This window comes from Oenococcus sp., from assembly GCF_047725585.1.
Classification (GTDB): domain Bacteria; phylum Bacillota; class Bacilli; order Lactobacillales; family Lactobacillaceae; genus Oenococcus; species Oenococcus kitaharae_A.
On sequence record NZ_JBDNNF010000005.1, the window covers coordinates 51,649 to 72,937 of the forward strand.

A 21,289-nucleotide genomic window follows, 5' to 3' on the forward strand; every position below is an offset into this window, starting at 1 on the left:
TGGATTGATAAGATTAAGATAATGAGTTCTCTTGAAAAACAATTAGATCGTCAAAAACATATTCGAAACTTTAGTATCGTTGCCCATATTGATCATGGCAAATCCACGATTGCTGACCGCATTTTGGAAATGACGCATACGGTCGCTGAGCGGCAAATGAAGGCTCAGATTCTTGATGATATGCCCTTGGAACGCGAGCGCGGCATCACGATCAAAATGAATGCTGTTGAGGTACATTATGATGCCAAAGATGGCCAACGCTACATCTTTCATCTGATTGATACGCCTGGGCATGTCGATTTTTCCTATGAAGTTTCCCGGGCACTAGCGGCTGCTGATGGTGCTTTATTGGTTGTGGACGCAAGCCAGGGCGTGCAGGCACAGACTTTAGCCAATGTTTATTTGGCTTTAGATAATAATCTGGAAATTCTGCCGGTTATCAATAAGATTGATCTGCCTTCAGCGGATCCGGCCGGTACCAAAGCAGAAATTGAGGATGATATCGGTATTGATACGAGCGAAGCTGTCGATGTCTCAGCTAAAAGCGGCTTAGGCATAGACCGTTTATTAGAACAGATTGTCCATATAATCCCGGCGCCTAGCGGAGATTTAACAGCGCCGCTGCAGGCTCTAGTGTTTGATTCAAAATATGACCCTTACCGCGGTGTTGTTTTGTCTATTCGCGTTAAAGAAGGGCAGGTACATGTCGGTGATAAGATTCGTTTGATGAATTCACAGACGGATTATGAAGTGACTGAGTTGGGGGTTTTCTCGCCTGATGCACGTCCTTTAGAGGAATTGATCGCCGGGGATGTCGGCTATTTGACAGCAGCGATTAAAGATATTCACAGCGCTCGTTCTGGTGATACGGTTACCTTGGCAGATCGCCTGGCAGCGCATCCTCTAAAAGGGTACCGGCCGATGACATCCATGGTTTATGCTGGTATTTATCCCAGTGACAACGCTCGTTATAACGATTTGCGCGATGCACTGGACAAATTAAGCTTAAATGATGCCAGCTTGGAATATGAACCGGAAACTTCAACAGCTTTAGGCTTTGGTTTTCGTGTTGGTTTTCTAGGTCTGCTGCACATGGATGTTGTCCAAGAACGTCTGGAACGCGAATTTGATTTGGAAATTGTCATTACAGCGCCGACAGTCACTTACCATGTGCTTAAAAGTGACGGCAGCGAAGTCGATGTTTCCAATCCATCTGAATTACCGGATGCCAGCCAAATTAAAGAAATTCGCGAGCCCTTTGTTCATGCGACAATCATGGTACCCGAGGAATTTGTCGGGCCGGTCATGGAATTAGCTCAGGCCAAACGCGGTATTTTTATCACGATGAATTATCTGGACAAATCCCGTGTCAATGTTGAATATAAAATACCCTTGTCGGAAATTATTTTCGATTTCTTTGACAAACTGAAATCATCGACCAAGGGCTATGCCAGCTTGGATTATAGTTTGGATGGCTTTGTGGCCACCGATTTAAAACGGATTGACATCCTCTTAAATGGCGATAAAATTGATGCTCTTAGCTTTATTGCATACAAAGATTTTGCCGAGAATCGTGCTCGCGTGGTGACAAGCAAACTAAAAGAGACGATTCCGCGCCAGAATTTTGAGATTCCGATCCAGGCAGCTATTGGATCAAAAATCATCGCGCGGACCAATATTAAGGCTTACCGAAAAGATGTGACGGCCAGAATTCATACAGGAGATCCTGATAGACGTGCTAAATTATTGGACAAGCAGCGTCGAGGCAAAGCGCGTATGAAGTCAGTTGGTAAAGTCGATATTCCGCAGACAGCGTTCATGTCTATTCTGAAAAACGAAGATGATGAGCAATATAATAAGGGGCTTTCGTGATTGGCCATGTTAAAAAATTAATCATGTTTGCTTCGGGGATGATTTTTTTGGTCGTCCTTTTTTCACTTTTTTTCTATCTTTACAATCAGCCAAACAGTCAATTAGCCAGGCGCGATGCGGCTATTATTTACCGCAGGGCTTTAACGAATCGCTTAGATTCGGCCTACATTTATTCCGGTCGTCCAGTCAACAAGTCTGACTATATTCATAGTATTCAGATTAATTTGGGACGCAATCTTGTTTTAAGCCCATCTTTAACCTATAAAAAAATTCACTACCAGAGGCAAGCGGTACTGCATGATATTGCTGGTAAAATGTATCGTCTGCAATTTTCTAAAAGGCCAGTCAGTCTCGGCCGTATACTACTAAACAATACACATACAGCACGTGTTGATTATCAGGTCCAGAAAATCGATCTGGGCCGGATTTTAGATCATTTGATTAGTCTCTCTGAAAACGATTTGACAAAAGCACAGCGAAGCCCGCGTTTGTCTAATTTAAGCCAATCGCAAATTGCACTGCTTCAATATATTCTGATCTCAAACAACTGGCGGCATTATATTGCCACTTATAATGGGAAGGCCCCAATTGTCCGATCAAGTTTTACAATGGTCTTTGATCCGAGAAAAAAGCGCTTTGTGATTGACCGCAAAACGCTGCAATTAATTCAATCAAGTGGGGTGTCTGATGAATAATCATATTTCAAATCAAGTTCGGCAGGCTGCTAAGAATCTTCTTTCGGAAAAACAAACTGCCTATTCTTTTAATCCTAAATTGCCTATTCCACAAGAAGGTGCTATTTTCAAAAAGGAAATCGGCCTGCCTGCTATTGGCGAGCATGATATTTTTGTCCAGGTGCAAGCAGTTTCTGTGAATCCTGTGGATGGCAAATTACGTACTGTCACAAATCCAAAAAAAGTTGCCGTTCTTGGTTACGATGCTTTTGGAAAAGTCCTTCAAGTCGGTAAAAGCGTCACACGCTTTCATGTTGGCGATCTGGCTTACTATGCAGGAACAACGGCCAGAAACGGCAGCAATGAACAATATCAGTCTGTTGATGAACGTCTGGCAGGCCATCCAGCACAAAAACTGACCGCAGCGCAATCAGCTGCTATGCCGTTAACCAGTCTGACTGCTTATGAAATTTTAGTTGATCATTTGGGGCTGGATTTTCAAAGCAAGTCGGCACAAGGCAGCAAAATGCTGGTGATTAACGGTGCTGGCGGCGTAGGCTCGATTTTGGTACAGATGGCAGCCTATTTAGGCATTGAAGTGTCTGTCACCGCCCATTCAGAAGCTTCAATAAATTGGCTCAAACAATACCCGCTTGACCGAATTTACGATTATCATGATTTAAACGAGAATTTAGCTGATCAAAAGTTTGATTACATTGTTTTCCTGTATAACCCGGCGCCATATTGGCAGACAGCAATCGGACACATCAAGCCTTACGGCAGGCTGGTTTCCATTGTCGGTACGGAGACACCGCTGAATATGGGGCCTTTGAAGAATATTGCTGCCCAATTTAGTTGGGAATATATGTTTGCAAAGTCGGATTTCAATCATGACCTCTTAAGCCAGGGGCAAGCTCTGGACGAAGTAGCGCTGCTGTTAGATGCTGGTGTTTTAAAATCAACTTTGAATCAGACTTTTGATCATTTGAGTGCTGGCAACTTGATTCAAGCCTATGCACTGTTGGATTCAGGAAAAACACAAGGAAAGATTGTCTTAACGGCACCTTTCCAATAATTATTTTGAAAGTGAGCAAGCATGACAGCACGTTTTTTTCTTGAAGATCCCGCCGAGTTTAGTAGGGAAGCTTCAATTACACAAACACATAATCCGGATGTTTTTCATCATCTTAAGGATGTTTTGCGTGCTCGTGCTGGCGACCAAGTCGAATTAGTAGCGCAAGGGGCCGCTTATTTGGCATCGGTCAGTGATCTAACGGTTGATCGAATAAAATTCCAAAGCATTACTGCCATTGCTAAGAATCCGGAAATGCCCAAGAAGATAACTTTAGTGCTGCCGCTGCTTAAATCTGATCATCTCGACTGGTTGATACAAAAAGCGACTGAACTTGGATGCGGACAAATTATCTTGACGAACTTTGTTTATAGTGTGGCTCAGGCTTCTAAAATTGATCGCAAGCTGCCTCGCTGGAAAAAAATTATTAAGAATGCTGCCGAACAGTCGCATCGCTTAGTGCTACCGGATCTCTCTTTTCAAAAAGATTATCTTCAGACAGTTCGGCTTTCGGCCAGCCAGATTGGCCTTGTTGCCTGGGAAGAAAGCGCTAAATCCGGTGAAACCAGTAACTTGCACGCCTCCTTGCAAAAAGCCGCCCAAAATCCCGCTATTTCAGAGCTTGTGGCGGTATTGGGGCCAGAGGGAGGCATTAGCCGAAACGAAATCGCGCTTCTTCAAAATGCCGGTTTTATTTGTGTTGGTCTTGGTCCCAGAATTCTGCGGGCGGAAACCGCGCCACTTTATTTGCTCTCTGCAGCCAGTCTTTTGATAGAATTGAGCTAACTTATGGCGAAATTGATTAAAAAACGGTATTTATTCTGGTTTATCCTTTCTGTTCTTCTCAGTATTTTTGGGCCCTTGTTTTTTAGGTTGAATTTTTTAGACGGTTTTAGACGGATTGTTATTTTGTTGGGGTTGATTTTCGGCGGCTTTTCTCTTTATTCGGGCTTTTATTTCCGTCGTTATGGTTTAAAATTTTGGGGAATTTTTATTTTCCCACTCACTTTCAGTACAATTAATCTGCTTTGGCGCGTCTTGTTTGGCGGATCGCTGGTTTCGCGTAATTATGCCTATTTTTTTGCCGCATTTTACCTGGTACTGAGTTTATTTACTTTTGTCAGTGATGCAGATGATAGTGATAGCCACAATGATATGCCGGTTGATGGCGGATTTAAGGAGGTGAAATGATGGCACAAGTTGAGAATCGTTCTTTTCAAGAAGTTCATGATGTGTATAAAAGCTACTTGCCGGCGGATCAGGTCAAACGGATTGACGCAGCATATGAATTAGCCAAGAAGATGCATGCCGGCCAGAAACGCAAGACTGGTGAAGACTATATCTATCACCCGATTCAGGTTGCTGGTATCCTAGCTGATTTGAAAATGGATCCAGATACAATTATTGCTGGCTTTTTGCATGATGTCGTTGAAGATACGCCGGAAACAAATGAAGAAATTCAAGCAGCTTTTGGCGATGATGTCGCTCAAATCGTGGATGGCGTGACAAAATTAGGCCGTATTCACTATGAATCCACCGAAGAAAATATGGCTGAAAACCACCGCAAACTGTTGTTAGCGATGGCCAAAGATGTTCGTGTCATCATTGTGAAACTAGCTGACCGTTTGCATAATATGCGGACCCTGCAGGTTCATCGTTTGGAAAAACAGCACCGGATCGCCAGTGAGACATTGGATATTTATGCGCCCTTGGCTCATCGTTTGGGCCTTGCTAATATCAAATGGGAGCTGGAGGATCTCAGCCTGCGATACTTGGACCCAGACGAGTATCACCGGATTGCCAAAATGATGCATTCTCGCCGTGAGGAAAGGGATGCTGATGTCGCTGCTGCAACCAAACAAATTGATAAAGCGATTGCAGACTTAAAAATCGGTTCATACGAAGTGACCGGTCGTCCTAAACACATCTATTCGATTTATCGTAAGATGACCGATAAGCACAAACAGTTTTCAGAAATCTATGATCTACTGGCTATCCGCGTGCTGGTCAGTACGGTCGCTGATTGTTATGCTGCTTTAGGCGCTATTCATGCCAAGTGGAAGCCGCTTCCGGGACGTTTCAAAGACTATATTGCGCTGCCCAAGCCTAACGGCTATCAATCTCTGCATACGACGATTATTGGGCCAAACGGCCACCCCTTGGAGGTTCAGATCAGAACCTTTGAGATGCACCGCGTTGCCGAATTCGGAGTTGCCGCGCACTGGGCCTATAAAGAGAATAAAGGTTCCGACAAACGTGCCAAGGTTGCTGATTCCGATCAGCAGCATTTAAACGCTATCCAGGGTATTTTGGAATTACAGGAAGGCACCACGAACGCTGAGCAATTTGTTGATTCGGTCAAGGGCGATTTATTCTCTGATCGTGTCTACGCTTTTACGCCTAAAGGGGATGTTTTTGAGCTGCCGGTCGGGTCCAAACCGATTGATATGGCCTTTGCGATTCACTCTGATGTTGGCCTGCATACGGTCGGCGCTAAAGTGAATGGCAAAATAGTTCCTCTGGATTATGAAATCAATACAGGCGATATTGTTGAAATCATTACAGCGCAGACACCGAAAGTCTCACGTGACTGGCTGAGCTTGGTTGCCAGCCGTCGTGCCCGCAACAAGATTCGTGCCTACTTCAGACAGCAGGATCGTGCTAGCAATATCGAGGGCGGCCGGCAGATGCTGGAGAAATATCTTCAGGACAAGCAATTGCCTGTTGAAGAAGCTATGACCGATGAAAACTTGACCTTAGCTGCATCAAAAATGCATCTTTTTTCCGGCGAGGATCTATTGGCTATGATCGGCTATGGCGAAGTTTCTCTGCAGCAAGCTGGCAATCGGCTGACAGAAGATATTCGTAAGAAAATAGCTGAGAAGAAAGCCGAAGAAGTTCAAGAGGCGTTGCTGGCCGGCAAAGAAGATGCTGCTAAAGGCCTGATCCGCAAGGGCAGTGCACCCGCTAAAAAGAACCGGCCCGAAGAAGATATTACGATTGCCGGAATTGATTCTTTGCTGATCCATCTGTCTAAATGCTGTACACCGATTCCAGGGGATGAGATTACGGGTTATATTACGCGTGGCCGAGGCGTGACAGTGCATCGCGCAAACTGTCCAAATATCAAAAAGACTCTGGAACAGAATGATCGTATTATTGCCATCGATTGGAATAATCCTGATGGTAATCGGCCAAATTATGATGCTGATTTGATTGTGACCGGTTCAGACAGGCCGGGTATTCTCAATGACGTGATTCGTTCGGTCAACGCCAATACTCATTATTTAAATGCTGTTTCGGCTCGCAATGAAAAAGATGGCGCTGTGATTATCAGCCTGACTGTCGGCGTGAAGAATGTTGATCAGCTGCAGCATATTATCGATGCCATTGTTGGTGTCCACGATGTTTACGAAGCAGCTCGCGCATTTCATTAAAAAAGCGATTTCTCTTAGGGGAAGTCGCTTTTTTTACTCGGTTTTCTTCAATTTTGGCTGAACATTATTGAACCAATCTTCTAAGGCAGCTCTCAGATCATTAGCCACTGTTTGCCGGTAGCTGTCGGACTGGATGTACTGGAAATCGCTAGTATTATTTAAGTAACCCATTTCCAATAAGACTGAAGGCAGATAACTTTCTCGAATCACATAGAAATCGCCAAATTGTGCACCGCGATTAGCAATTGGCAAATTGGTCAAATGGTTTTTAATGGTGTTGGCTAATTCATAGGAATTACTTGTATCCCGATGATAGTAATATTCTGTAACACCTGATGCCGCATTTGCCACTTCAAAGTTATCATAATGGATACTGATAAAAGCGTCAGCGTGATATCTTTTAGAGATATCTGTGATTTTGGATAAAGGCCAGAGCAAACGGTCACTGTCGCGTGTCAAAATAACACGAGCACCTGTGGATGCTAGGGCATCTCTAATTTGACGGACGGTTTTTAAAGTATATGTTTTCTCAAAATATCTGGGATCTGTTGTGCCGTCGACAGCCAAAGATCCTGGATCGGATCCGCCATGCCCGGCATCTAGTACAATGGTCGCCTCTGCCATTCGATCAGGTGTGCCACTGGTGTTCTCATTATTTAGGTGCCAGCCAGCGATCCAACCTTTGTCACCTCGGGCGCCAATTCGAACCTGCAGCCAGCCGTGTGCCCGTTGGAGGACCGTCAGCCGCTGATTACGAGGCAGAACGGCCAGCTGATCGTACATGGGTCCAGGGCCGCTTCTTAAGATAGTACGGGTGGCTCGCAAACGGATTGTGTTGGCACTAGAAAAAATTTTAAGGGCTGGCGAATCAGTCGCATACAATGACATGATTAGCAGTGCACAAGCAAAAACGAAGCCGGCAGAGATGAATAATGGCACTGGTTTTTTTAAAATTTGTTTCAGCACATGCAAATTATATCTCAAGCCACCTTTGGCAAATATTATCGCAGTGTTAAAATTCAATATGTATGTCTGAGAAACTTTTTCAAAAACCTAAAGGGACGGCGGACCTGCTTCCGTCTATCCAGCCAGTTTGGCAAAAAATTACAGCTGTTGCACAAGAAATTTTCGAACACCGATATAATTTCGGCCGTATTGATACGCCTTTATTTGAGAATTACGATATTTTTGCGCGAACTTCTGGTGATTCATCTGATGTTGTCAGTAAGGAAATGTATGATTTTTACGATAAGGGCAAACGGCACATGGCTTTGCGCCCGGAAGGGACGGCCGGTGTTGTCCGTGCTTACGTCGAAAATAAATTGTACGGGCCTGAATATGAGAAACCGGTCAATCTATATTATCTGGAATCGATGTTTCGTTATGAACGGCCGCAAGCTGGGAGAATGCGGGAATTTCATCAACTCGGAGCAGAAAGTTTTGGATCGGATTCACCTTTTTTGGATGCACAAGTGATTCAAATGGCGATTGATTTCTTCAAGGCTTTTAAGCTGAATAATTTGCTCGTGAAGATTAATTCGCTGGGGAACGATGCCTCACGTGCAGCTTTTCGCCAAGCATTAGTTGATTATTTAAGTCAATACGAGGAACAGCTGAGCCGGGATTCAAAAATTCGTTTGAAGACCAATCCGCTGAGGATTTTGGACTCAAAGGATGCTAATGATCAAAAGCTGCTCGTTGGCGCGCCAAAGATCTTGGACTATCTGGATCAGGATTCTAAAAACCGTTTCAAACAAGTCACGGATGCGCTGGATGCCTTTGGCGCTAATTATGAAATTGACGAGAAGCTGGTTCGCGGTCTGGATTATTACAACAACACGATTTTTGAGATCGAAACGCAGGATCCAAAACTTAAGTCAGCAGCTACGATTTGCGGCGGTGGCCGTTATTCAGGGATGGTTGAAGAATTTGGCGGACCGGATACACCGGCAATTGGCTTTGGCATTGGTCTGGAACGTTTGATTACTTTAATTGGTGAAGTCAAAGAGCGAGATCAGGTGGATGTTTATATCGTACAGACAGATTCCTCTGTGAGTGCTTTTGCTAATTTATTGGCAAAACATTTGCGTGAGGTTTTCCATTTTTCTGTTTTGCTGGATTATACGAATCGCTCGATGAAATCGCAATTCCGGTCTGCCGATCGGACGCAAGCGCGTTATTCGATTGTGATTGGCGATCAAGAAGTGAAAAGCAAAGAATTGACATTGAAAAAGATGACTGATGGCAGTCAGAGAAAAGTATTATTGGATAATTTAAGAATTGAGGATTTTTCATGACGACAAAACAAAGAACAATTTATGCCGGGCTGGTGGACGAGACGCTTGCTGGCCAGCAGGTCACATTAAAGGGATGGGTACAAAAGCGCCGTGATCTAGGTGGTTTAATTTTCGTCGATTTGCGCGATCGTGAAGGGATTGTTCAACTTACTTTTTCTGATGAATTTTCGGCTCAAGCTCGGCAAACAGCTGAGAAAATCCGCAGCGAATTTGTGATCGCTGTCACTGGTACAGTTTCATTGAGAGCTGATTCGGCTATTAATCCTAAGATGAAGACTGGCAAGATTGAGGTTCTGGTTCACGAGGCAACAATTCTGGCCGAGTCGAAAACACCACCTTTCGATATTGAAGATGGCGTCGATGTGAATGAAGAATTGAAATTGAAATATCGTTATTTGGATTTGCGCCGTCCTGAGATGCAAAAAGGGCTCGTACTTCGTTCGAAGATCATGCTGTCGACGATGCGTTTTATGGAAACAAATGGTTTTTTGAACATCGAGACGCCCTATTTGGCTAAAAGTACGCCCGAAGGTGCCAGAGACTACCTGGTGCCATCTCGTGTGTATCCGGGCAGCTTTTATGCGCTTCCGCAATCTCCACAATTGTTTAAGCAGCTTTTGATGGGTGCTGGTTTTGATCGTTACTTCCAAATTGCACGCTGTTTTCGTGATGAGGATCTGCGTGGTGATCGTCAGCCAGAGTTTACACAGCTGGACATGGAAACCTCTTTCATGAACCAAAGTGAGATCAGGGATTTGGTCAATCGTTGGGTCGCACAGGTCATGTCAGATGTGATTGGCGCCAAAGTTGATCCAACTCAGTTCCCAATCCTTCATTGGCAGGAAGCAATGGACCGTTTTGGGTCTGACAAGCCTGATCTGCGTTTTGGCATTGAATTGCACGATCTTTCCGGCATTATGAAGCAGACTGATTTCTCTGTCTTTACTTCTGCCATCGAACAAGATGGTTTTGTTAAAGCAATTGTGGCACCAAATGGTTCCCAGCATTTTACGCGGAAAATGATCGACGCGCAGACGGATTACATCAAACGATTTAAAGCCAAGGGTTTGGCTTGGGTCAAATATAATAATGGTGAACTGACTGGACCGATTGCTAAATTCCTTACAGCCGTCAAAGATCAGTTGGTGGCTGCATTGTCTCTGAAAGACGGTGATATGGTTTTCTTTGCTGCCGGTACTTGTTCCGTTGTTTCTGATACTTTGGGTTATTTACGTAAGTATGTGGCTGAAGAGCTGCATTTAATCGATGAAAATAAATGGGATTTTGCTTGGATTGTCGATTGGCCGCTATTTGAATATTCAGAAGATTTTGGCCGTTGGATTGCTGCACATCATCCTTTCACAATGCCTAATGAGGAAGACCTTCACTATTTGGACGATGGTGAAGATCCACATAAAGCTCATGCCCAGTCTTATGATTTGGTGCTAAACGGCTACGAGTTAGGGTCGGGATCCATTCGTATTCATACAATGGATATACAAGAAAAGATGTTAAAAGCATTAGGCTTCACGCCTGAAAAAGCCGAACAGGCATTTGGTTTTCTGCTTGAAGCTATGGAGTACGGCTTTCCACCGATGGGGGGCATTGCGTTAGGTTTGGATCGTTTGAGTATGCTGCTGGCGAAAAAAGATAATATTCGTGAAGTCATCGCTTTTCCGAAGAATTCGAATGCGACTGAGCCTATGACAAAAGCACCGTCTCGCGTTTCTGAGAAACAGCTTCAAGAATTAGGCCTGCGTGTTCCGGATTAATTGTTATGTATGTCACATTTGGTTAATAATTGATACTGTTTTGTAAAATTAATGTAATATTAGAATGGTGAGCAGAGAAACAAACAAGACAAGTTTTATTCCTGGAATTGAGGGTCTTCGGACACTTTCTGTTCTTGGGGTAATTCTTTTTCATTTATGGCCGAAAATTTTTGCTGGCGGTTTTTCAGGTGTAACGGTCTTTTTTGTGGTCTCTGGTTTTTTGATGACCAGCATTGTCTTAAAAGATCTTGCAGCATTTGGGCATTTGCGTTTGAAACGCTTTTATTTACGCCGTTTTTGGCGTTTATATCCGGCTTTTATTGTGATGATTTTCTTGACAACGGCGCTTTTATTTTTCTTTTTTCCGGCAGGATTATTCGGTATTCGCGGAACACTGATTAGTAATTTATTTTATGTGAATAATTGGTATCAAATTCTTCATCAAGTCTCATACTTCGCTGCCGGTGCTCACTGGTCTGTTTTCACTCATTTGTGGTCTCTGTCTGTTGAAGCTCAGTTTTATGTGATTTGGCCTCTGTTGGTGACGGCGATTCTCTATCTTGCTGATAAAAAATGGCAGCTCTCTTTGTTGATACCAGCGATTTTGGCGTTAATCTCATCATTTCTCTTGGCCGTGCTGTATTCTCCGGTTTCAACTAATCGTGCTTACTATGGAACGGATTCACGTGTTTTTTCGTTCATCATAGGCGGTATGGTGGCGATTTTAATCACATTGCTTCGTTCTCAAGCCTGCCCTAAAATTCTGAGACGTTTTCAGCAGTTGCTTGCTGAGTACTCGGTGTGGATTATATCAGCAAGTTTTAGCGGTGCATTAATATTGTTCGTGATTGCAAATGGCGTGCAGGCGTGGGTCTATGATTTCGGTATGCTCTTGCTGAGTATTTTTACGGCTTTATTAATTTACTATTTTGTGATGGTACCGGAAAACCATTTTAATCTCATTATGGGAAACCATTTCTTTAGATATATCGGATCTCGTTCGTACTCGATTTATCTCTATCAATTGCCGGTATTTGTCATCTTAGAAGAAATCTTTCGTAATTTTTCGCCTTTGGTTCATTTTTGGGTCTCGCTCTTCAGCATATTACTGATTATGCTTTTAGCCGATTTGTCTTATCGTTGGGTTGAGATGCCATTTCGTCACGGCATGATTCATATGACGCGGCAGTCGTTTATGAGTGTGAAGACTGTGCTTACTTCGCTTTTAATCGTATTGACCTTAACAGGTACCTTTCTCGGCTTTATTTCTAAAGATGCCACACGTTCAAAATCGGCTGACCAGCTGCGTCGGCATTTGCAAAGTGAATCTCAAAAAATTTCGCGGCAAAACAGCCAGGCCGTATCAGCTCGCCAAAGCGCGGTATCCAGCCAATCTGCTAAATCCTCGCAATCTAGTGCGGCTTCAGGTGCCAATCAGCAGTTGGCAGGCATTTTCCAGACGAGTCCTGAGAATATTGCCAAAGTGCGTCAGCTTAGTGTTACAGCAATAGGCGATTCTGTTTTATTGGATGTGGGCCCAGATCTACAGATGGCGATGCCAAAAGCAATTGTTAATGCTAGAATTGGCCGGCATACGCAAGAGGCTATCGACTCTTTGCAGGCTTTGAAAGATGAGAAGAAGTTAGATCCGATTATTTTGATGGTCATTGGCACTAACGGCGAGATTTCCGCTGATAATATCCAGCAGGTACGGCGCATCGCTGGAAACCGCCAAGTTTTCTGGGTTAATTCTTTTTCTGGTGGGAAGCCTTGGGAAGGACCGAATAATAATCTCTTAAGCAGTTTCGACAAACAGGATTCGAACCTGCATGTGATTGATTGGTATAGCGGCGCACATGCGCACCCAGAGTGGTTTGAACCCGATGGGGTGCACCCCCAGCGAGCGGGAAATCGAGCGATGACCACCATGATTATTAATTCAATTGCATCCGGTGTTAAATAAATGTTTACATTTTTATCACAAAAAAGACTGCTGAGCCTTGTTAATTAATTCTTTTGATTTCCTTTTTGTATTCTGCAATTTTACAAAATTATTGCATTGAAATCAGAATAGATTTTTTTTGAAATAATTAAGCAAAGATTAAAAGCCACAATTTGGTTTATATGAGGGAAGCTCGGCGGTTAAAGAGAAAAAGGCAAAGGTGCATTAAAGCACTTTGTGTTCTAGCTTTTTTTGGTTTGATTACCTTCTTTTCACCATCTACGGTGGGATCCGCAGAAAAAAGGTCGCCAGCGGCGGCGCTTTCAGCTGCCAGAGGGTTGGCTCGATCTATTGAACAAACATCCACTACTTTCGCTGCGGAACCGATCCAGCCAGTTAAAGATAAAAAAATATTACTTGATCAGGACTTTACCAAAACTGCCCTCAGCTCCTCTGTACCCGTCAACAGTTCTTCAACGGTGCCTGCTAGCTCGGCCAGCGTTAGTTCGGCTGTATCTGCCAGCGCACCAATTAATACTACTTCTGTTAGTTCTTCAGCCCTTGTATCGAGTTCCCAATCTCAGATTTCAAAAATTCAGACGCCTGCACCTGCTAGGGCGTCCGTACCAGCTAAAGTTTCGGTGCCGGTAAAACCGTCTGGATCAATACAATCATCAGCTGCGAGTCAAAGAAGTACATCTGCCGTTTCTGCTATAACTGATATTAATTGGCTGATTCAGAAAGAATCTTCTGGGAATCCTGATGCTGAAAATGGTAACTATAAAGGTATTGGTCAGTTATCGGAAGCAGCTTATCAGAAGTATTTAAATCGGACCTGGGCACAAGTCAAGGGTAACTATGACTTGCAGCTGCAGGCAATGCAGGCTTACATTCAGGACCGTTATGGTTCTGTAGCACAGGCCATTGTTTTTTGGCAGCAGAATGGCTGGTATTAATTACATATCAAAAAAGTCATGAAAGTCCTTGCCCTGCAGGGGCTTTTACTGTACTATATACAGGTATGCCTTTTACGTTTTAAGGTTTAATACGGCCAAAAACGCCGGTATATCAAGGTTTAGTGATGATATTCAAGGTTGCGACACGCTCGGCACCGTTGCCATGGCGTCAAGATGTCGGTTTTTGAATGGAGCGAGCTGATTTTGAAAATCAACGAAAGGATAAATTATGGCAGAAAGAAAAATTCGAATCCGGTTAAAGGCTTACGAGCATCGTACAATCGATGTCTCAGCAGCCAAGATTGTCGAGACAGCAAAGCGCACTGGCGCACAAGTTGTTGGACCAATTCCTTTGCCAACAGAACGCACACTCTACACGATTCTGCGTTCGCCGCATAAGCATAAGGATTCGCGTGAACAATTCGAAATGCGTACACATAAGCGTTTGATTGATGTTGTTAACCCTACTGATAAGACAGTTGACTCTTTGAGAAAACTTGATCTTCCAGCTGGTGTCGCAATCGAAATCAAATTGTAATTTATAAAAGGAGAAAGTCATGACAAAAGGTATCTTAGGCCGAAAAATCGGTATGACTCAGGTTTTCACCAGCAAAGGTGAATTAGTTCCTGTAACTGTCATTGAAGTCCTGCCTAACACAGTTCTTCAAGTCAAGACTCCAGAGACGGATGGCTATTCAGCTATTCAACTCGGTGTTTTCGACAAGCGCAAGATTGCTGCAAACAAACCTGAACAAGGTCACGCAAAAAAAGCTAACGCGACCCCTAAGCGCTACATTCGCGAAATTCGTGACGCGGAAGGCGATTACAAACAGGGAGATCAAGTTGAAGTCAGCATTTTTGATGCTGGTGAATATGTTGATGTCCAAGGAATTACAAAAGGACATGGTTTCCAAGGGTCTATTAAGCGTTTAGGACAGTCCCGTGGACCTATGGCTCACGGCTCTCGTTATCACCGTCGTCCTGGCTCTATGGGTGCGATTATTAACAAAGTTTTCAAGGGCAAGCTGCTTCCTGGACAGATGGGTGGCGACATTCGTACCGCTCAGAAACTATTAGTTGTTGCTATTGATAAAAGCAGTAACTTAATTTTGATCAAGGGCAATGTTCCTGGTGCTAACAAGAGCTTTGTCACAATTAAGTCCACAGTCAAAGCCTACAAAGCAAGCGATATTAAATTGGCTGGTACTGTTGGCCAAGAGATCAAAGCCAAAGAGGCTGATACACAAAATACTCAAGCAGATGCTAATAATGGCGCTGCTTCCGCGAAATGAGAAAGGAGAACCAAATGACTAAAGTTGCTTTATTTAAACAAGATGGTGCTAAAGCTGGCGAAGTCGAATTAAACGATGCTGTTTTTGCGATCGAGCCTAATGAAGCTGTTGTGACAGATGCCGTTTTGATGCAGCGTGCTTCAATGCGTCAAGGTACTCACTCAGTCAAAAATCGTTCTGCTGTTTCTGGTGGTGGAAGAAAGCCATGGCGTCAGAAGGGGACCGGTAATGCCCGTCAGGGATCTATCCGTGCTCCTCAGTGGCGTGGCGGTGGTATTTCGATGGGCCCTACGCCTCGTTCTTATTCTTATAAGATCAATCGCAAAGCTTATCGCCTCGCACTTAAAAGTGCCTTGTCTGATAAGGTCGCACAACAGAATTTTATCGTTGTTGATAAATTCGATTTCGACGAGCCGTCTACGAAACTTTTCGCAGAGAATTTGTCTAAATTGAATTCGACAAAAAAGACTTTGCTAGTCATTGATCCAGCAGATGAGAATGTCAAATTGTCAGCGAGAAATCTGCCAAACGTGCAGGTTGTGACTGCCCAAGGCGTTAACGTTTATGACTTGGTCCGCGCACAAAAAGTGGTTATCGCAGAATCAGCCGCAAAGCAGGTTGAGGAGGGATTGAGTTAATGCAAGCACGCGATGTTATTTTACGGCCAATTATCACTGAAGCTTCTATGAGCGGTGCTGATAAAAAGGTTTATGTTTTCGAAGTAAACCGCAAAGCAACTAAGACAGATGTTAAAGCTGCTATTGCTGAAATCTTCAATGTCACAGTGAAAAAAGTTAATATTGCCAACGTTCGTGGAAAAAACAAGCGCATGGGACGATATGAAGGACTGACTCGTAACCGCAAAAAAGCTACCGTTAGTTTAACAGCAGATTCACAAGCTATCGAAGTATTTCAAAATAAAGAAGAAAAAAAATAAGAAAGGAGTAACGCATGGCTATCAAGACTTATAAACCAACAACCAACGGTCGTCGTAATATGAGCGGATTTGATTTTTCCGTTATTACAAAGAAGACTCCGGAAAAAAGTTTGTTGGCAAAGAAATCAAAGACCGGAGCGAGAAATGCTGAAGGTCGAATGACCGTTCGCCATCATGGCGGCGGGCATAAGCAGCAATACAGAGTTATTGATTTTAAACGGACCAAAGACAATTCGACTGCCTTAGTTAAAGCGATTGAATATGATCCAAATCGTACCTCTAATATTGCTTTGCTTGTTTATGAAGACGGTGTGAAGAGTTACATCTTGGCGCCTAAGGGTCTAGAAGTTGGCACTAAAATCCAATCTGGTCCCGATGCCGACATTAAGGTCGGTAATGCGTTGCCGTTGAGCAACATTCCCGAAGGAACTTTGATTCACAATATTGAATTAAAGCCTGGAAAAGGAGGCCAGTTAGCTCGTTCTGCTGGTACTTCTGCACAAATCCTTGGTAAAGATGATGCCGGTAAGTATGTGATTGTCCGTTTGTCTTCCGGCGAAGTACGTATGATCTTAGCTACTGCACGAGCTACTATTGGTGAAGTTGGTAATGCCGAACATTCATTGATTAGTTGGGGAAAAGCAGGTCGTTCGCGTTGGCGTGGCAAGACACCGCATGTTCGTGGTTCGGTTATGAACCCGAATGACCATCCACATGGTGGTGGTGAAGGTAAAGCTCCTGTTGGTCATCCAAGTCCTATGAGCCCGTGGGGCAAAAAGTCTTATGGAAATAAGACGCGTGATAAGAAGAAGCCATCTACTAAGTTCATTGTTCGTGGACGGAAGGGTAAGTAATCGGAGGTTTAGATGAGTCGTAGTTTGAAAAAAGGACCTTTTGCTGATCCGTCATTATTAAAAAAGATTGATCAGTTTTCAGGCCAAAATAAAAAACCAGTCATCCGTACTTGGTCACGTCGTTCAACGATTTTTCCAAGCTTTATTGGATTTACAATTGCTGTTTATGACGGGCGTAAGCACGTTCCGGTTTATATCCAAGACGATATGGTTGGCCACAAGCTTGGTGAGTTTGTCCCAACACGTACCTTCCGCGGTCATGCCGGTAGTGATGATAAGAAGACAGGAAAGTAAGGAGTAAGTAATGGCTGATAATGTTACATCTGCAAAAGCCACCGCTTATCAGGTTCGAATCGCAGCTCGCAAAGCGCGATTGGTTCTCGATACAGTTCGTGGAAAGAGTGTCAACGAAGCTTATGCGATCCTGAAATTCCTGCCAAATACAGGAACTGAGCCAGTCTATAAGGTGCTCAATTCAGCGGTTGCTAATGCTGAGAATAACTTTGCCCTTGACCGGGCAGACCTTATTGTGAAAGAAGCTTATGCTAACGAAGGACCAACTTTGAAGCGTTTTCGTCCTCGCGCTAAGGGTGTTGCTTCCAAAATCAATAAACGCACAAGTCATATTACAATCATCGTTGCTGAGAACGATAAGAAAGGAGCTTAAGGATGGGCCAAAAGATTAATCCTATTGGATTCCGTGTTGGAATCATTCGTGATTGGGATGCCAAATGGTATGCCGATAGAAAAGAATATGTTCCAACTTTGCAAGAAGATCTGCGTATTCGCAAGTATCTTGAAAAGAATTTAAAAGATGCTGCTGTTGATCGTGTGATGATCGAACGTACTGAGCCGACTCGCATCAACTTAACGATCCATACTGCAAAACCTGGTATTGTTATTGGTCGCGGCGGTGCAGATGTTGAGCGTCTGCGTAGTGAACTATCAAAGTTGACGACACCTTATAAAGGACAGCCAAAGCGTGTCAATATTAATATTGTTGAGATTCGCAAGCCTGACTTAAATGCTCATCTTGTTGGACAGCAGATTGCTGCTGATTTGGAGCGCCGAGTTGCTTTTCGCCGTGCTATGCGCGGTGCCATTCAAAGAGCACAAAGGGCTGGCGCTAAGGGTATTCGTACCATGGTTTCTGGCCGTTTGAATGGTGCGGACATTGCTCGTAAGGAGCAATATACCGAAGGTACTGTTCCGCTTCATACTCTGCGTGCAGATATTGATTATTCGTGGGATGAGGCTATGACTTCATACGGTAATTTAGGAATTAAGACCTGGATTTATCGTGGTGATGCCGAACATGGCCAGTTTATCAAAGATGAAGATGCAGAAGCTTCGGCCAATAGTCGTGGTTCTCGCAGTGGATCTCGTGGGCGTGGCAATGCAGGTGGCCGCCAAGGCAACCGTCCTCGCCGTCCTCGTTCTGAGCAGTCTACTCAAGCAAGAACACAAGGAGGTAATAACTAATGTTAGTTCCTAAACGTGTTAAATACCGTCGTGTTCACCGTGGTCATATGCGGGGTGAAGCTAAAGGCGGACGTACGGTTGCTTTCGGTGATTATGGTTTGCAGGCAACTGAAAATAATTGGATTACAAATCGCCAAATTGAAGCTGCCCGTGTTGCCATGACTCGTTACATGAAGCGTGGCGGTAAAGTTTGGATCAAGATTTTCCCACAGAAATCTTACACTTCAAAGGGTGTGGGTGTTCGTATGGGTAACGGAAAAGGTGCTCCAGAAGGCTGGGTTGCGCCAACTAAACGGGGAACAATTATGTTCGAAGTTGGTGGTGTGAACGAAGCCACTGCTAAGGAAGCTTTGCGTTTGGCAATGCACAAATTGCCAGTTAAAGCTAAGATCGTTAGCAAAGCTGAAGCAGCAGAGGAGGTAAGCGCATAATGAAAGCTTCAGAACTTAAAGGTCTGTCTCGCGATGATTTGTTGAAGCGTGAAAAAGATGCAAAAACTGAGCTCTTCAATTTGCGTTTCCAACAAGCTGCCGGACAGTTAGAGAACACTGCTCGTCTTTCAACAGTTAAAAAAGACATTGCAAGAATCAAGACAGAGCTTCGTGCTCAAGAAATCGCGGCTGAAAAGGCCAAGGCATAAGGAGGTTATTATGAGTGAAGAACGTAATGCACGTAAAGTTTACCGTGGACGCGTCGTTTCCGATAAGATGGATAAGACGATTTCCGTCGCAGTTGAAACTTATAAGAATCATCCTGTATACGGCAAGCGAGTTAAGTACACGAAAAAGCTTAAGGCACATGATGAGAACAATACCGCTAAGTTGAATGATATTGTTGAAATCATGGAGACCCGTCCACTATCCGCTACTAAACGTTTTCGTTTGGTTCGCGTAGTTGAAGAAGCAGTGATCTTATAATAATTTGAAAGGAGCGGAACTATGATTCAGCAAGAAAGTCGCCTAAAAGTTGCAGATAACTCGGGCGCTCGTGAAATTTTAACAATTAAAGTTCTTGGTGGTTCCGGTAGGAAATTTGCCAACATCGGAGACATGATTGTCGCTACAGTTAAGCAAGCTATTCCGGGCGGTACTGTCAAGAAAGGCGATGTCGTTAAAGCTGTTATTGTTCGTACGGTACGTGGCATTCATCGTATTGACGGATCATATATCAAGTTTGACGAAAATGCCGCGGTCATTGTCAGAGATGACAAGACACCGGTTGGCACACGTATCTTCGGACCAGTAGCTCGTGAACTACGTGATAATGAATACATGCGTATCGTTAGTCTTGCGCCGGAAGTTCTATAAAGGAGGATCACATGAATATTAAAACCGGAGATAAAGTCCGCGTGATCGCTGGCAAGGACAAAGGCAAAGAAGGCACGGTTACCAAGGTTATTTTGAAAACTGATCGTGTTATTGTCGAGGGCGTGAACAAGGTAAAAAAGCACCAAAAGCCGACTCAGGCAGAACCTAAGGGCGGTATTGTTGAGAAAGAAGCCGCTTTGCATGTTTCTAATGTGAAACTGTTAGATGCCTCATCTCAAAAGAATCATCGTGTTAACAAAAACGATGAGGTTAAAAAATAATCGGGAGAAATCATTTTCATGGCAAATGCATTAAAAGAAAAATATGTTAATGAAGTTCAACCGGCTTTGATTTCTAAGTTTAGTTATCGATCATCAATGCAAGCACCAAAACTCGAGAAAATTGTCTTGAATATGGGTGTTGGTGATGCTGTTACTAATTCAAACAACTTAGACGAAGCTGTTTCTGAACTCAGATTAATTGCTGGTCAGCAACCAGTTATCACAAAGGCTAAGAAATCAATTGCTGGTTTTCGCCTTCGTGAAGGTATGAGTATTGGAAGCAAAGTAACATTGCGTGGTGACCGCATGTATGATTTTCTGGATAAACTGATCAACGTTGCATTGCCTCGTGTACGTGATTTTCGTGGAACATCAAAGAAGTCTTTCGATGGTCGTGGGAACTACACGTTAGGTATCAAAGAGCAGCTCATTTTTCCAGAAATTAACTATGATGATGTCAATCGCGTGCGTGGTCTAGATATTGTTATTGTTACCACGGCCAACACTGACGAAGAGGGCTTGGCTTTGCTGAGTCAGCTTGGTTTGCCGTTTGCAAAATAATCATTATGAACAGAAACAAAGTACCGCTATTGGGCAAGAGTGCTTTTTAGATAGATTATCCAAGGATGTTTTGTCTAAAAAGTTATTTGCTACGCGACAACTGTAGGAAGGATAAAAATTATGACAATGACTGATCCCATCGCAGATTTTCTGACTCGTATTCGTAATGCGAACATGGTTCGTCACGAAAACGTTGAAGTACCTGCTTCAAAGATCAAAGCTAGTATGGCTCAAATCCTCAAGGACGAAGGCTTTATTAATGATTACCAAATCGTTGATACACCAAACAAGCAAGGCTTGATTTCGTTAAACTTAAAATATGGTCCCAATCGTGAACGCGTTATCACGGGATTGAAGCGTATTTCGAAACCTGGTCTTCGTTCTTATGTCTCTTCAGATGCTGTTCCTAAAGTTTTAAATGGTCTGGGAATTGCAATCTTATCAACATCGGAAGGTGTTTTAACTGATAAGGCAGCTCGTGCAAAGAAAATTGGCGGCGAAGTTATCGCTTTCGTCTGGTAATTTAATACATGGTTCATTTATCTAGAAAAGG

The 21,289-nt window shown here is 43.6% G+C and carries 26 protein-coding genes; 25 read left to right on the forward strand and 1 reads right to left on the reverse strand.

Features of this window, described 5'->3' with window-relative positions; all coding sequences use genetic code 11:
* The first annotated feature begins 21 nt into the window (after positions 1 to 21).
* The 6 genes from lepA to ABF487_RS07130 are packed head-to-tail and all read left to right on the forward strand — an operon-like array spanning position 22 to position 7,055.
* The gene (gene lepA / locus ABF487_RS07105) at positions 22 to 1,872 is read left to right on the forward strand and encodes a translation elongation factor 4 (protein WP_415634918.1); all 1,851 of its coding nucleotides are present in this window, start codon (positions 22 to 24) and stop codon (positions 1,870 to 1,872) included.
* The gene (locus tag ABF487_RS07110) at positions 1,869 to 2,567 is read left to right on the forward strand and encodes a hypothetical protein (protein ID WP_415624829.1); all 699 of its coding nucleotides are present in this window, start codon (positions 1,869 to 1,871) and stop codon (positions 2,565 to 2,567) included. Before lepA ends, ABF487_RS07110 begins: the two co-directional genes overlap by 4 nt.
* Positions 2,560 to 3,621 (forward strand): zinc-binding alcohol dehydrogenase family protein, encoded by a 1,062-nt coding sequence (locus ABF487_RS07115; RefSeq protein WP_415624828.1) that lies wholly within the window; start codon positions 2,560 to 2,562, stop codon positions 3,619 to 3,621. Before ABF487_RS07110 ends, ABF487_RS07115 begins: the two co-directional genes overlap by 8 nt.
* A gap of 21 nt (positions 3,622 to 3,642) precedes the next feature.
* A complete protein-coding gene (locus ABF487_RS07120; protein WP_007745850.1) occupies positions 3,643 to 4,404 on the forward strand; it encodes an RsmE family RNA methyltransferase in 762 nt (253 codons plus the stop codon).
* A gap of 3 nt (positions 4,405 to 4,407) precedes the next feature.
* Positions 4,408 to 4,809, forward strand: coding sequence for a hypothetical protein (locus ABF487_RS07125; protein ID WP_007745851.1), 402 nt, complete (start codon positions 4,408 to 4,410; stop codon positions 4,807 to 4,809).
* Positions 4,809 to 7,055 (forward strand): RelA/SpoT family protein, encoded by a 2,247-nt coding sequence (locus ABF487_RS07130; protein ID WP_263780053.1) that lies wholly within the window; start codon positions 4,809 to 4,811, stop codon positions 7,053 to 7,055. Before ABF487_RS07125 ends, ABF487_RS07130 begins: the two co-directional genes overlap by 1 nt.
* Before the next feature lie 33 nt (positions 7,056 to 7,088).
* Here ABF487_RS07130 and ABF487_RS07135 read toward each other — a convergent pair whose 3' ends face one another.
* A complete protein-coding gene (locus ABF487_RS07135) occupies positions 7,089 to 8,021 on the reverse strand; it encodes an N-acetylmuramoyl-L-alanine amidase (protein WP_415634919.1) in 933 nt (310 codons plus the stop codon).
* 62 nt (positions 8,022 to 8,083) lie between these two features.
* Between ABF487_RS07135 and hisS the strand changes: the two genes are divergently transcribed.
* The 19 genes from hisS to rpsH all read left to right on the forward strand — a co-directional run bounded on the left by hisS (position 8,084) and on the right by rpsH (position 21,258).
* On the forward strand, positions 8,084 to 9,352 hold the full coding sequence (hisS, locus tag ABF487_RS07140; RefSeq protein WP_415624826.1) for a histidine--tRNA ligase: 1,269 nt from the start codon (positions 8,084 to 8,086) through the stop codon (positions 9,350 to 9,352).
* Positions 9,349 to 11,124, forward strand: coding sequence for an aspartate--tRNA ligase (gene aspS / locus ABF487_RS07145; RefSeq protein ID WP_415634920.1), 1,776 nt, complete (start codon positions 9,349 to 9,351; stop codon positions 11,122 to 11,124). Before hisS ends, aspS begins: the two co-directional genes overlap by 4 nt.
* A 64-nt stretch (positions 11,125 to 11,188) precedes the next feature.
* Positions 11,189 to 13,087, forward strand: a complete 1,899-nt coding sequence (locus ABF487_RS07150; RefSeq protein ID WP_415634921.1) for an acyltransferase family protein — start codon at positions 11,189 to 11,191, stop codon at positions 13,085 to 13,087.
* A gap of 161 nt (positions 13,088 to 13,248) precedes the next feature.
* Entirely contained in the window at positions 13,249 to 14,022 is a 774-nt protein-coding gene (locus tag ABF487_RS07155; RefSeq protein WP_415634922.1) for a hypothetical protein, read from the forward strand.
* A gap of 229 nt (positions 14,023 to 14,251) precedes the next feature.
* Complete coding sequence (rpsJ, locus tag ABF487_RS07160; protein WP_007745858.1) at positions 14,252 to 14,560, forward strand: 30S ribosomal protein S10; 309 nt, start codon at positions 14,252 to 14,254, stop codon at positions 14,558 to 14,560.
* A 19-nt stretch (positions 14,561 to 14,579) separates the two neighbouring features.
* On the forward strand, positions 14,580 to 15,314 hold the full coding sequence (gene rplC / locus ABF487_RS07165; protein WP_263780003.1) for a 50S ribosomal protein L3: 735 nt from the start codon (positions 14,580 to 14,582) through the stop codon (positions 15,312 to 15,314).
* A gap of 14 nt (positions 15,315 to 15,328) precedes the next feature.
* Positions 15,329 to 15,952: a 50S ribosomal protein L4 gene (gene rplD, locus ABF487_RS07170; RefSeq protein WP_415634923.1), complete on the forward strand. Its 624-nt coding sequence runs from the start codon at positions 15,329 to 15,331 to the stop codon at positions 15,950 to 15,952.
* Complete coding sequence (gene rplW, locus ABF487_RS07175) at positions 15,952 to 16,251, forward strand: 50S ribosomal protein L23 (RefSeq protein WP_263780005.1); 300 nt, start codon at positions 15,952 to 15,954, stop codon at positions 16,249 to 16,251. Before rplD ends, rplW begins: the two co-directional genes overlap by 1 nt.
* 14 nt (positions 16,252 to 16,265) lie before the next feature.
* A complete protein-coding gene (rplB, locus tag ABF487_RS07180; protein ID WP_263780006.1) occupies positions 16,266 to 17,105 on the forward strand; it encodes a 50S ribosomal protein L2 in 840 nt (279 codons plus the stop codon).
* Positions 17,106 to 17,117: 12 nt separating this feature from the next.
* Positions 17,118 to 17,399: a 30S ribosomal protein S19 gene (gene rpsS / locus ABF487_RS07185; RefSeq protein ID WP_007745865.1), complete on the forward strand. Its 282-nt coding sequence runs from the start codon at positions 17,118 to 17,120 to the stop codon at positions 17,397 to 17,399.
* 10 nt (positions 17,400 to 17,409) lie between these two features.
* On the forward strand, positions 17,410 to 17,772 hold the full coding sequence (rplV, locus tag ABF487_RS07190; protein WP_007745867.1) for a 50S ribosomal protein L22: 363 nt from the start codon (positions 17,410 to 17,412) through the stop codon (positions 17,770 to 17,772).
* Between the two features lie 2 nt (positions 17,773 to 17,774).
* On the forward strand, positions 17,775 to 18,587 hold the full coding sequence (rpsC, locus tag ABF487_RS07195; protein ID WP_263780007.1) for a 30S ribosomal protein S3: 813 nt from the start codon (positions 17,775 to 17,777) through the stop codon (positions 18,585 to 18,587).
* On the forward strand, positions 18,587 to 19,018 hold the full coding sequence (gene rplP / locus ABF487_RS07200; RefSeq protein ID WP_263780008.1) for a 50S ribosomal protein L16: 432 nt from the start codon (positions 18,587 to 18,589) through the stop codon (positions 19,016 to 19,018). The genes rpsC and rplP overlap by 1 nt, the downstream gene beginning before the upstream one ends.
* Positions 19,018 to 19,227 (forward strand): 50S ribosomal protein L29, encoded by a 210-nt coding sequence (rpmC, locus tag ABF487_RS07205; RefSeq protein WP_263780009.1) that lies wholly within the window; start codon positions 19,018 to 19,020, stop codon positions 19,225 to 19,227. The genes rplP and rpmC overlap by 1 nt, the downstream gene beginning before the upstream one ends.
* Positions 19,228 to 19,237: 10 nt before the next feature.
* Positions 19,238 to 19,504, forward strand: coding sequence for a 30S ribosomal protein S17 (gene rpsQ, locus ABF487_RS07210; protein ID WP_007745875.1), 267 nt, complete (start codon positions 19,238 to 19,240; stop codon positions 19,502 to 19,504).
* 21 nt (positions 19,505 to 19,525) lie between these two features.
* Positions 19,526 to 19,894: a 50S ribosomal protein L14 gene (gene rplN / locus ABF487_RS07215; RefSeq protein ID WP_007745876.1), complete on the forward strand. Its 369-nt coding sequence runs from the start codon at positions 19,526 to 19,528 to the stop codon at positions 19,892 to 19,894.
* 11 nt (positions 19,895 to 19,905) lie between these two features.
* On the forward strand, positions 19,906 to 20,175 hold the full coding sequence (gene rplX, locus ABF487_RS07220) for a 50S ribosomal protein L24 (protein ID WP_263780010.1): 270 nt from the start codon (positions 19,906 to 19,908) through the stop codon (positions 20,173 to 20,175).
* An 18-nt stretch (positions 20,176 to 20,193) separates the two neighbouring features.
* A complete protein-coding gene (gene rplE, locus ABF487_RS07225) occupies positions 20,194 to 20,736 on the forward strand; it encodes a 50S ribosomal protein L5 (protein WP_263780011.1) in 543 nt (180 codons plus the stop codon).
* 120 nt (positions 20,737 to 20,856) lie between these two features.
* Positions 20,857 to 21,258 carry a 30S ribosomal protein S8 gene (gene rpsH / locus ABF487_RS07230; RefSeq protein ID WP_415634924.1) on the forward strand — a complete coding sequence of 134 codons (402 nt, stop codon included), beginning with the start codon at positions 20,857 to 20,859 and terminating at the stop codon, positions 21,256 to 21,258.
* The last annotated feature ends 31 nt before the right edge of the window (positions 21,259 to 21,289 follow it).